The sequence below is a fragment of the Citrobacter sp. RHBSTW-00017 genome (assembly GCF_013797615.1).
Lineage (GTDB): Bacteria > Pseudomonadota > Gammaproteobacteria > Enterobacterales > Enterobacteriaceae > Citrobacter > Citrobacter braakii.
This window is the reverse complement of record NZ_CP056899.1, coordinates 522,090-534,475: the sequence shown is the minus strand read 5'-3', so window position 1 is coordinate 534,475 and position 12,386 is coordinate 522,090. Positions and strand designations below refer to the sequence as shown.

8 protein-coding genes are annotated in these 12,386 nt (G+C 55.4%); 4 read left to right on the top strand and 4 right to left on the bottom strand.

What is annotated here, in order from left to right:
- Positions 1-72: 72 nt before the first annotated feature.
- Positions 73-1,002, bottom strand: coding sequence for a TIGR01212 family radical SAM protein (locus tag HV037_RS02555; RefSeq protein ID WP_049040958.1), 930 nt, complete (start codon positions 1,000-1,002; stop codon positions 73-75).
- Positions 1,003-1,686: 684 nt separating this feature from the next.
- On the opposite strand from HV037_RS02555, the gene gltB reads away from it, so the two are divergent.
- From gltB to HV037_RS02535, 4 genes are all read left to right on the top strand, one after another.
- Positions 1,687-6,147 carry a glutamate synthase large subunit gene (gltB, locus tag HV037_RS02550; protein WP_049040924.1) on the top strand — a complete coding sequence of 1,487 codons (4,461 nt, stop codon included), beginning with the start codon at positions 1,687-1,689 and terminating at the stop codon, positions 6,145-6,147.
- A gap of 12 nt (positions 6,148-6,159) precedes the next feature.
- The gene (locus HV037_RS02545) at positions 6,160-7,578 is read left to right on the top strand and encodes a glutamate synthase small subunit (protein WP_016154696.1); all 1,419 of its coding nucleotides are present in this window, start codon (positions 6,160-6,162) and stop codon (positions 7,576-7,578) included.
- Between the two features lie 185 nt (positions 7,579-7,763).
- The gene (gene codB, locus HV037_RS02540; RefSeq protein ID WP_047358527.1) at positions 7,764-9,014 is read left to right on the top strand and encodes a cytosine permease; all 1,251 of its coding nucleotides are present in this window, start codon (positions 7,764-7,766) and stop codon (positions 9,012-9,014) included.
- On the top strand, positions 9,004-10,284 hold the full coding sequence (locus HV037_RS02535) for a cytosine deaminase (RefSeq protein ID WP_016157577.1): 1,281 nt from the start codon (positions 9,004-9,006) through the stop codon (positions 10,282-10,284). Before codB ends, HV037_RS02535 begins: the two co-directional genes overlap by 11 nt.
- A 60-nt stretch (positions 10,285-10,344) precedes the next feature.
- On the opposite strand, the gene nanQ is transcribed toward HV037_RS02535, so the two are convergent.
- The 3 genes from nanQ to HV037_RS02520 are packed head-to-tail and all read right to left on the bottom strand — an operon-like array spanning position 10,345 to position 12,370.
- Positions 10,345-10,812 (bottom strand): N-acetylneuraminate anomerase, encoded by a 468-nt coding sequence (nanQ, locus tag HV037_RS02530; protein WP_103284285.1) that lies wholly within the window; start codon positions 10,810-10,812, stop codon positions 10,345-10,347.
- Between the two features lie 2 nt (positions 10,813-10,814).
- A complete protein-coding gene (gene nanK, locus HV037_RS02525) occupies positions 10,815-11,684 on the bottom strand; it encodes an N-acetylmannosamine kinase (protein WP_103284286.1) in 870 nt (289 codons plus the stop codon).
- Positions 11,681-12,370, bottom strand: a complete 690-nt coding sequence (locus HV037_RS02520; protein ID WP_103284287.1) for an N-acetylmannosamine-6-phosphate 2-epimerase — start codon at positions 12,368-12,370, stop codon at positions 11,681-11,683. Before HV037_RS02520 ends, nanK begins: the two co-directional genes overlap by 4 nt.
- Positions 12,371-12,386: the final 16 nt, after the last annotated feature.

Below are 12,386 nucleotides of genomic sequence, written 5' to 3'. Positions count from 1 at the left end.
ACCGAGGAGAGATTCAACGTGGGCCTGATAAGCGTAGCGTCATCAGGCAAGCAGGCGCAGATTGCCGGATGGTTAGCTCCCAGGCTGAATCCACGGAGTGCCAAGCGCAGAGCCTTGAACACCATGAGCATTGAGATAGCGATCCAGTTCGACCATCCCGGTCCAGCGGTTTTCACACCATAGCGGAGCCAACAGCATTGGGCGACGCGCGCTGGCAGAGATTCGATGATAAATCACCTCTGGCGGCGTATGGCGGATCATCTCCCCGGCGGTAACCGTGTAGTCGTCCAGTTCAATTCCGTTCAGCCGTCCGGCTTCCCAGGCCTTTGCCATCGTACTGCCTTTCACAATATGCAGCGGATGCAGCTTAATACCGTCAACGCCCGTCTCCACCACACGTTCCATGGTTTGCAGACAGTCTGCCTGTCCTTCGCCCGGCAGACCAACAATCAGGTGTGAGCACACTTTCAGCCCGCGCTCGCGCGCCAGCCGCGTAGTGTTCTGATAGCAGGCAAAATCATGGCCGCGGTTAATCCGGTGCAGAGTTTTGTCATGCGCGGTTTGCAAACCGAGCTCCAGCCATACCTCATAGCCGAGGTCTTTATACTCACAAAGCAGATCGAGTACCGCATCCGGCACGCAGTCGGGGCGCGTCCCAACGCATAACCCGACGATGTTGGCCTGGCTGACCGCCTGTTGATACATCGAGCGCAGCACCTGTACTTCCGCAAAGGTGCTGGTATAAGCCTGGAAATAGGCCAGATAGCGTCTGGCGCGATTGACCAACTGCGCCTGATGCTCAAGCTGCTCGGCAATTGAATGGTGCTGCTGTGCTTCATCGGCAAACGAGGCGACATTACAGAAAGTACATCCGCCGCGTCCGATGGTGCCATCACGGTTTGGACAGCTAAATCCGCCGTGCAGCGTGAGTTTATGAACCTTTTGCCCATAACGGCGAGAAAGATCCCCACCAAACATATTGACTAATTTCTGTAACTGCATAATCTGGTAGACCGCGCCTTGAAAAGAGGCCAAAGCCTGCCATTTTTTGCCCCAGTCGGCGATGACCTGGATCAATCGCCCTGGCGAGCCTTTATTTATTGCATAACAAATCAAAATAATCGAAATTCCATTCACTCAAAATATAATTACTTTTCCTTATATCCAGCTGTTTTTTTTATCTTCTTATACTCTCAGCGTAAAAACAGTATCTTTAAGACGCAAAAACTCTAAAAACCAGCATAAAATGCCAAGTATATCGATAAACAAAGGGAGGACGAGAGATATCCGGCCTCTCTTACAGTGAGGCAGATCACACTTCCCAGGGCATCCTCCTCAGGTTATATCAATGTATAAAACCCTTTTATTTCAATATTTTCATAAAGTTAATTACCCAATAGCACATTTTTGCATAAATAAGATTGCCATTTGACCTGTGTGTGGATTCCCGATAACTTGGAAATCCGCTGGAAGCTTTCTGGATGAGCAGTCTGCTCATCATATTTATGCAGTAATTGAGATTCCCTCTGAAGCAAGTCCTCAAACTTGTTTGACCTGTGCGAAAAGGATAAAGAGGGCGAATGCGAGGTAAGCGTATGACACGCAAACCCCGTCGCCATGCTCTTGGTGTGCCCGTGCGCAACGGTCCAGATGGGAATCCCGCAGAGCCTGGGGAGGTTCACTGATATGTTGTACGATAAATCCCTTGAGAGGGATAACTGTGGTTTCGGCCTGATCGCCCACATAGAAGGCGAACCTAGCCACAAGGTAGTGCGTACCGCCATACACGCACTGGCCCGCATGCAGCACCGTGGCGCAATTCTTGCCGATGGAAAAACCGGCGATGGTTGCGGCCTGCTGTTACAAAAACCTGACCGCTTTTTCCGCATCGTAGCGCAAGAGCGCGGCTGGCGTTTAGCCAAAAACTACGCCGTCGGCATGATCTTTTTAAATAAAGACGCTGAGCTGGCAGCAGCTTCTCGTCGCATTGTAGAAGAAGAATTACAGCAGGAGACCCTGTCGATTGTCGGCTGGCGCGACGTGCCGACTAACGAAGGTGTTCTCGGTGAAATTGCGCTCTCCTCCCTGCCTCGTATCGAGCAAATTTTTGTTAATGCCCCTGCGGGCTGGCGTCCGCGTGATATGGAGCGTCGCCTGTTCATCGCGCGCCGTCGTATCGAAAAACGCCTCCAGGAAGATAAAGACTTCTACGTCTGTAGCTTGTCGAACCTGGTCAATATCTATAAAGGTCTGTGTATGCCGGCGGATCTGCCGCGCTTTTACCTGGACCTGGCGGACCTGCGTCTGGAATCGGCCATCTGCCTGTTCCACCAGCGCTTCTCCACCAACACCGTACCACGCTGGCCGCTGGCGCAACCGTTTCGCTACCTGGCGCACAATGGTGAAATCAACACCATCACCGGCAACCGCCAGTGGGCGCGCGCCCGTACCTATAAATTCCAGACGCCGCTGATCCCTGATCTGCACGACGCCGCACCGTTCGTTAACGAAACCGGCTCCGACTCCAGCTCGATGGATAACATGCTGGAACTGCTGCTGGCTGGCGGGATGGATATCATCCGCGCCATGCGTTTACTGGTGCCGCCGGCCTGGCAGAACAACCCGGATATGGACCCGGAGCTGCGCGCGTTCTTCGACTTTAACTCCATGCACATGGAGCCGTGGGATGGTCCGGCGGGTATTGTAATGTCCGACGGTCGCTTTGCCGCCTGTAACCTTGACCGCAACGGCCTGCGTCCGGCGCGCTACGTCATCACCAAAGACAAGCTGATTACCTGCGCTTCTGAAGTCGGGATCTGGGATTATCAGCCGGATGAAGTGGTTGAGAAAGGTCGCGTCGGCCCTGGGGAGCTGATGGTTATCGATACCCGCAGCGGGCGCATTCTGCATTCGGCTGAAACCGATGACGATCTGAAAAGCCGCCACCCGTACAAAGAGTGGATGGAGAAGAACGTCCGCCGTCTGGTGCCTTTCGAAGACCTGGCTGACGATCAGGTCGGCAGCCGTGAACTGGACGATGACACCCTCGCCAGCTACCAGAAACAGTTTAACTACAGCGCTGAAGAGCTGGATTCCGTTATCCGCGTGCTCGGTGAAAATGGTCAGGAAGCGGTCGGTTCAATGGGTGATGATACCCCGTTTGCCGTGCTCTCCAGCCAGCCGCGCATCATTTATGACTACTTCCGCCAGCAGTTTGCCCAGGTCACCAACCCGCCGATCGACCCGCTGCGTGAAGCGCACGTCATGTCGCTGGCCACCAGCATCGGTCGTGAGATGAACGTCTTCTGCGAAGCCGAAGGTCAGGCGCACCGTCTGAGCTTTAAGTCGCCGATCCTGCTGTACTCCGATTTCACCCAGCTCACCACCATGAAAGAGGAGCATTATCGCGCTGACCGACTGGATATCACCTTCGACGTGACCGAAACCACGCTCGAAGAGACCGTCAAAGCATTGTGCGATAAGGCTGAACAGATGGTGCGTAACGGCACGGTGCTGCTGGTGCTCTCTGACCGTAATATCGCAAAAAACCGCTTGCCGGTTCCGGCACCGATGGCCGTTGGCGCAGTACAAACACGTCTGGTAGAACAAAGCCTGCGTTGCGATGCCAACATCATCGTTGAAACCGCCAGCGCCCGTGACCCGCACCATTTTGCCGTTCTGCTCGGTTTTGGCGCGACAGCCATTTATCCGTATCTGGCGTATGAAACGCTGGGACGTCTGATCGACACTCAAGCGATTGCCAAAGATTACCGGACCGTGATGCTGAACTACCGTAACGGCATCAACAAGGGTCTGTACAAAATCATGTCCAAAATGGGCATCTCGACCATCGCCTCTTACCGCTGCTCGAAGCTGTTTGAAGCCGTTGGTCTGCACGATGATGTTGTGGCTTTATGCTTCCAGGGCGTGGTCAGTCGCATCAGCGGCGCGGGTTTTACCGACTTCCAGCAGGATCTGCTGAACCTCTCCAAACATGCCTGGCTGGCGCGTAAGCCTATCAGCCAGGGCGGTTTGCTGAAGTACGTTCACGGCGGCGAATACCACGCCTACAACCCGGACGTGGTGCGCACGCTGCAACAGGCAGTACAAAGCGGCGAGTACAGCGACTATCAGGAATATGCAAAGCTGGTCAATGAGCGTCCGGCGGCCACGCTGCGCGATCTGCTGGCGATTACACCTGGCGATGAAGCCGTAAGCATTAGCGAAGTAGAACCCGCAACCGAACTGTTTAAACGCTTTGATACCGCAGCGATGTCTATCGGGGCATTAAGCCCGGAAGCACACGAGGCGCTGGCCGAAGCCATGAACAGCATCGGCGGTAACTCGAACTCCGGTGAAGGCGGCGAAGATCCGGCGCGCTACGGCACTAACAAGGTGTCGCGCATTAAGCAGGTGGCTTCCGGTCGCTTTGGCGTAACCCCAGCGTACCTGGTCAATGCTGATGTCATTCAGATTAAAGTCGCTCAAGGCGCGAAGCCGGGCGAAGGCGGTCAGTTACCGGGTGATAAAGTCACCCCGTACATCGCCAAACTGCGTTATTCGGTGCCGGGCGTGACGCTGATCTCCCCACCGCCGCACCACGATATCTACTCTATCGAGGACTTAGCGCAGCTGATTTTCGACCTGAAACAGGTCAACCCGAAAGCGATGATCTCGGTGAAGCTGGTTTCCGAACCAGGCGTCGGCACTATTGCCACCGGCGTTGCGAAAGCCTATGCGGACCTGATTACCATTGCCGGCTACGATGGCGGTACCGGTGCAAGTCCGCTCTCATCCGTGAAGTATGCGGGCTGCCCGTGGGAACTCGGTCTGGTGGAAACCCAGCAGGCGCTGGTGGCTAACGGTCTGCGTCACAAGATCCGTCTGCAGGTCGATGGCGGTCTGAAAACCGGCGTCGATATCATTAAAGCGGCAATTTTGGGTGCAGAAAGCTTCGGTTTCGGCACCGGCCCCATGGTCGCGCTGGGCTGTAAATACCTGCGTATTTGCCATCTGAACAACTGCGCAACCGGCGTGGCAACTCAGGATGACAAACTGCGTAAGAACCACTATCACGGTCTGCCGTTCAAAGTGACTAACTACTTTGAATTTATCGCCCGCGAAACCCGCGAGCTGATGGCGCAACTGGGCGTGAAACGTCTGGTGGATCTGATTGGTCGTACCGACCTGCTCAAAGAGCTGGAAGGGTTTACCGCCAAGCAGCAGAAACTGGAGCTGTCTCGTCTGCTGGAAACCGCTGAACCGCATCCAGGTAAAGCGCTGCATTGCACTGAAAACAATCCGCCGTTTGATAACGGCGTGCTGAACGCCCAGCTGCTACAGCAGGCGAAACCGTTTGTCGACGAGCGCCAGAGCAAAACCTTCTGGTTCGATATCCGCAACACCGACCGTTCCGTCGGCGCATCGCTGTCGGGCTATATCGCTCAGACGCATGGCGATCAGGGGCTGGCATCTGACCCGATTAAAGCGCACTTCAGCGGTACCGCAGGCCAGAGCTTCGGCGTGTGGAACGCGGGCGGCGTGGAGCTGTATCTGACCGGCGATGCCAACGACTATGTCGGTAAAGGCATGGCGGGCGGCCTGCTGGCAGTGCGTCCTCCGGTTGGCTCTGCTTTCCGTAGCCATGAGGCGAGCATCATTGGTAACACCTGCCTGTATGGTGCTACCGGTGGCCGCCTGTTTGCTGCGGGTCGTGCGGGTGAGCGTTTTGCGGTGCGTAACTCCGGCGCTATTACCGTGGTTGAAGGTATTGGCGACAACGGCTGTGAATATATGACCGGCGGCATCGTGTGTATTCTCGGCAAAACCGGCGTCAACTTCGGTGCAGGCATGACCGGCGGATTCGCCTACGTGCTCGACGAAGACGGTGAATTCCGCAAACGCGTGAACCCGGAACTGGTAGAAGTACTGAGCGTGGACTCGCTGGCTATTCATGAGGAACACCTGCGCGGTCTGATTACCGAGCATGTACAACATACCGGTTCTTCACACGGCGAAGAGATCCTGGCGAACTGGCCAGCATTCTCGGCGAAATTCGCGCTGGTAAAACCGAAATCCAGTGATGTGAAAGCACTGTTGGGTCACCGTAGTCGTAGCGCAGCAGAGCTGCGTGTGCAGGCGCAGTAAGGGGTAGCAGCAATGAGTCAGAACGTATACCAATTTATCGACCTGCAGCGCGTTGATCCACCGAAGAAACCGCTGAAGATCCGTAAGATCGAATTTATCGAGATCTACGAGCCGTTTTCCGAAGGCCAGGCCAAAGCACAGGCTGATCGCTGTCTTTCCTGCGGCAACCCGTACTGCGAGTGGAAGTGCCCGGTACATAACTACATTCCGAACTGGCTTAAGCTGGCGAATGAGGGACGTATTTTTGAAGCGGCAGAACTGTCGCACCAGACTAACACTCTGCCGGAAGTCTGTGGCCGAGTGTGCCCGCAGGATCGTCTTTGTGAAGGATCCTGCACGCTAAACGATGAGTTCGGTGCGGTGACTATCGGCAACATCGAGCGCTATATCAACGATAAAGCGTTCGAGATGGGCTGGCGTCCGGATATGACTGGCGTTCGCCAGACGGACAAGCGCGTGGCGATCATCGGTGCAGGTCCGGCGGGCCTGGCCTGTGCTGATGTGCTGACCCGCAACGGCGTGAAGGCGGTGGTATTTGACCGCCACCCGGAAATCGGCGGTCTGCTGACCTTCGGGATCCCGGCGTTCAAGCTGGAGAAAGAGGTCATGACCCGTCGCCGTGAAATCTTCACCGGTATGGGCATTGAGTTCAAACTAAACGTGGAAGTGGGCCGCGACGTGCAGCTCAACGATCTGCTGAAGGATTACGATGCCGTGTTCCTTGGCGTAGGTACCTATCAGTCGATGCGCGGTGGGCTGGAAAACGAAGACGCTTCCGGCGTATTTGATGCCCTGCCGTTCCTGATCGCCAATACCAAACAGTTGATGGGATTTGGCGAAAGCAGTGACGAGCCGTACATCAGCATGGAAGGCAAACGCGTCGTTGTTCTCGGCGGTGGCGATACCGCGATGGACTGCGTGCGGACCTCGGTTCGCCAGAACGCGGCACACGTAATCTGCGCCTATCGCCGCGACGAAGAGAACATGCCGGGTTCCAAACGCGAGGTGAAAAACGCGCGTGAAGAAGGCGTCGAGTTCCAGTTCAACGTCCAGCCTTTAGGCGTAGAAGTGAATGCCAACGGTAAAGTGTGCGGCGTGAAAATGGCGCGCACCGAAATGGGTGAACCGGATGCGAAGGGGCGTCGCCGCGCGGAGATCGTCGCCGGTTCCGAGCACGTTGTTCCGGCTGATGCGGTGGTACTGGCGTTTGGCTTCCGCCCGCACAGTATGGAGTGGCTGAAAGAGCACAGCGTCGAGCTGGATTCTCAGGGCCGTATTATTGCTCCGGAACGCAGCGATAACGCCTTCCAGACCAGCAACCCAAAAATCTTCGCTGGTGGCGACATCGTGCGTGGTTCGGATCTTGTAGTCACCGCGATTGCCGAAGGTCGTAAAGCGGCAGACGGTATCCTGAACTACCTGGAAGTGTAAGTAAGCGTCTTCTGGCATCTCATCTTCAAACGCTGATGAGATGCCAGATTCCTCGCAATACTCCTGCCCCCTCCCCTCTATCAACACCGTGAAAGAGAACTAAAAAAAGATACGGAAACGTTTGCTTTATTCTGAGAACTGTATATTATGCGGCGGATTTTTTGGGCAAAATTCATGGAGGCGTTGTGTCGCAGGACAACAATTATAGCCAGGGCCCCGTCCCTCTGGCGGCGCGGAAGGGCGTGATTCCACTAACGTTTGTCATGTTGGGACTCACATTTTTTTCCGCCAGTATGTGGACCGGTGGCACACTCGGTACCGGTCTTTCCTATAATGATTTCTTCCTGGCAGTTCTCTTCGGTAATCTTCTCCTCGGTATTTACACTGCATTTCTCGGTTTTATCGGCGCAAAAACAGGGCTCTCAACCCACCTTCTGGCACGTTACTCATTTGGTTTGAAAGGTTCATGGCTTCCCTCACTGCTCTTAGGCGGTACACAGGTAGGCTGGTTTGGCGTTGGTGTGGCCATGTTTGCTATCCCGGTTGGCAAAGCGACGGGGATTGACGTCAATATTCTGATTGCGGTTTCCGGTCTGTTGATGACCCTGACTATCTTTTTTGGCATCTCGGCGCTGACCGTTTTATCTATCATCGCCGTACCAGCCATCGTCGTTCTTGGCAGCTACTCCGTCTGGCTGGCGGTGAGCGATGTTGGCGGTTTAGACCATTTAAAAGCGATAGTGCCGCAGACACCGCTGAATTTCTCCACCGCACTGGCGCTGGTGGTCGGCTCATTTATCAGCGCAGGCACGTTAACCGCCGACTTTGTCCGCTTTGGCCGCAACGCCAAAGGTGCGGTACTGATTGCCATGGTGGCATTTTTCCTTGGCAACTCGTTGATGTTTATCTTCGGCGCTGCGGGTGCCGCCGCTGTTGGACAGGCGGACATCTCTGACGTGATGATTGCTCAGGGCCTGCTGCTGCCCGCGATTGTGGTGCTCGGCCTGAATATCTGGACCACCAACGACAATGCGCTCTACGCTTCAGGTTTGGGATTTGCCAATATTACCGGCCTTTCCAGCCGTTCGTTGTCGGTGGCTAACGGTATTATCGGCACACTGTGCGCGCTGTGGCTTTACAATAACTTTGTCGGTTGGCTGACATTTTTGTCGGCAGCGATTCCTCCAATTGGTGGAGTGATTATCGCCGACTATCTGCTGAACCATCGCCGATATGCCGACTTCAGCAAAGCACAATTTATTTCCGTAAACTGGATAGCTATCCTGTCCGTTGCACTGGGCATTGCCGCCGGTCACTATATTCCCGGTATTGTACCCGTCAACGCCGTACTCGGCGGCGTATTCAGCTATATCCTGCTGAACCCACTTTTCAATCGCAGCCTTGCTAAATCACCAGAGGTCAGCCATGCAGAATAATAACATCACCATTCGTCAGGCGCGTTTACAGGGACGCGAAGGATTGTGGCAGCTCACGGTTGAAAACGGACGCTTCAGCCGAATTGAGGCTCAGGACGCCGCTACGTTGCCGCAGGGGGAAGTGCTTGATGCCGAAGGTGGCCTGGCAATCCCACCGTTCGTAGAGCCACATATCCACCTGGATACCACGCAAACCGCGGGGGAGCCGAGCTGGAACCAGTCTGGTACGTTATTTGAAGGCATTGAGCGCTGGGCCGAACGTAAGGCAATGCTCACTCACGATGACGTGAAAGCGCGCGCCATGCAGACTCTTAAGTGGCAGATGGCCAACGGCATCCAGTATGTCCGCACTCACGTTGACGTTTCCGACCCAACGCTGACCGCGCTGAAAGCCATGCTGGAGGTGAAGCAAGAAGTCGCTCCGTGGGTAGAGCTGCAGATTGTCGCGTTCCCGCAAGAGGGCATTCTTTCTTATCCCAACGGTGAAGCGTTATTAGAGGAAGCCGTGCGTTTGGGGGCCGACGTCATTGGCGCTATCCCCCACTTTGAATTTACGCGTGAATATGGCGTGGAGTCGTTGCACAAAATTTTCGCCCTCGCGCAAAAATACGACAGACTTATCGACGTGCACTGTGACGAAATTGACGATGAGCAATCACGCTTTGTTGAAACCGTCGCGGCGCTGGCCCATCGCGACAATATGGGCGAGCGCGTGACCGCCAGCCATACTACGGCAATGCACTCCTATAACGGCGCGTATGCTTCCCGTCTTTTCCGCCTGTTGAAAATGTCCGGCATTAACTTTGTCGCGAATCCACTGGTGAATATTCACCTGCAAGGGCGCTTTGACACGTATCCTAAACGCCGCGGCGTTACACGCGTCAAAGAGATGCTGGAGGCAGAGATCAACGTATGCTTCGGCCATGATGACGTCTTCGATCCGTGGTATCCGCTAGGCACCGCGAATATGCTGCAGGTACTGCACATGGGGTTACATGTGTGTCAGCTGATGGGATACGGACAAATTAACGATGGCCTGAATCTGATCACCACCCACAGCGCGAAAACCCTGCACCTGCAGGACTACGGTCTGAGCGTGGGGAATTCCGCGAACCTGGTGATTTTACCGGCAGAGAATGGGTTTGACGCGGTTCGTCGCCAGACGCCTGCACGTTATTCCATTCGTCACGGGCGAATCATTGCCGAGACTGTGCCGAGCCAAACGACGCTGCATCTGACGCAGCCGGAAGCGGTGACGTTTAAGCGCTAGGTTGTAATATCCGGTGTCGGATGGCGCAAGCCTTGCCATCCGACACCGTCACTCTCATCGTCAGGTGTGTAATAAACTGGCGCGCACCTTGATCACCACCTTTTTGATGTCCATCGGAGCCTGTACCACGCAGCCCGGCTTATGCGGCTCGCCCGGCATAAAAATCACAAATCTTCCCGGCTTCAGTACCATCGCCTGCTCATCGGCAATCTGGCTACACAGCTGATAATCATCCTCAACGTGCATCTCTTCGCACTGACGAGCAGAATCAGTCATCCCGAACAGAATGCGTTCTTCACCGGATAACAGCACCTGAATATCAATGTATTCCCTGTGCAGTTCCGCTTTCTTTTGCTCCGGGCTCTGCGTTGCAAATTGCATAACATTCATAAAAATATTATCGCCCTGCAACTCGTAGCGCCCTGGCGTTTTCTCCTGCAGATTCGCCGCAACAGCCAGCGTTAACGCCTGCTGCAAAACCGGATGTAATCCGGCAAAAGGCAATGAACGCAACTCAGCTGACATCATAATCAATCTCCCTGGGCCAACAGCGCGGCCCCCAGTAATCCAGCGTCATGACGGTAATGCGCCGCCCGTAATTCTACGTGGTAAGCCGAAGGCTCTTGTGCCAGATAGTTTTCCACCAGCGCCAGATACCCTTCTGCCAGCCCCACGCTGCCGCCAATCACCACAATCTGGCAATCGATCGTGGCCTTCACATCGGCGACAAGCCTTGCCAAAGTACGTGCCGAACGATGGATCAACCGACTGGCCTGCTCATCACCCTGCCCGGCGCGGCTAAAAATGGTTTTGGCGTCGCATCCAGCAAGCGCGCCTTCGGCAGCCGCCGCGATCCCGCGACCGGAAGCGATCGCCTCGACACAACCCACACGCCCGCAACCGCACACCGGCCCATGCGGATCAGCCAGCGTATGTCCCAGATGCCCGGCCAGACCGCCAATCCCGGTCAGCAACTTCCCATCACTTACCACCCCGCCGCCTACACCGGTGGAGACGGTGATAAACACCATATCGCGGTACTCGCCGCCAAGCGCATGATACTCAGCCCACGCCGCGGCCTGCGCGTCATTGACTGCCAGCGTCGGCAAAGCGGTGAGATCTTCTAGCGTTTGCACCAGAGGAAAATGCAGCAGCCCGCCGAGGTTGTGCGGGTTCAGCGCCAGTAGAGAACCGTCGCGGATAATCCCCGTTGAGGCGATCGCCACCCGCGTTGCCTGCCCCTGTAGCGGCGCAACCAGTGCTTGTAACGCGGCACGCAGAGCATCCGGTGTTTTGCTGGCGGGCGTCGGCAATTCATGACGCTCTTGGATTTGCAGGCTGCTGTCTACCAGTGCGACAGCCAGTTTGGTGCCGCCAATATCAATCGACAGCGTGGTCATAGCACCGCCTTTTTAAGCGCTGTGTTGTACCACTGGCAAATGTGCTCCAGCCGGGTAATGGCTGAGCCGACTGTCACCGCCCATGCGCCATGACGCATCGCCTCAGCGGCCTGCGCTGGCGTGTTGTAACGTCCTTCAGCAATCACCCGACAACCCGCGTCGCTTAAAGACTTCACCAGAGCCAGATCCGGTTCTTCGGGCGTTTCTGGCGTGGTATAACCAGAAAGGGTAGTGCCAATGATTTCGGCACCGAGTTTCTGGCAGGCCATGCCATCCGCCATGGACGAACAGTCAGCCATCGCAAGGCGTTGGTAATGATGAATACGTGCCAGTAAGGTTTCTACAGGTACCGGACGTACGCGATCGGTACCGTCGATGGCGATGATGTCAGCGCCTGCCTGCGCCAGCGCATCAACATCCTCCAGATATGCGGTGATGCGGACCGGAGAGTCATCAAGGTCACGTTTGAGAATGCCGATAATCGGCACCGAAACTACTGCCCTGGTCGCTTTTAGGTTTTCCACCCCTTCAATGCGTAACGCCACCGCGCCAGCCTGTTCTGCGGCCAGCGCCATCGCCGCAACAATTTCCGGTTTATCTAACGGGCTGTCAGGAACAGGCTGGCAGGAGACAATCAGCCCGCCGTTCGCGGCAATCTTGATATCCAGTTGTTCAAGTAACGACATGCTTATTCCCTTATGA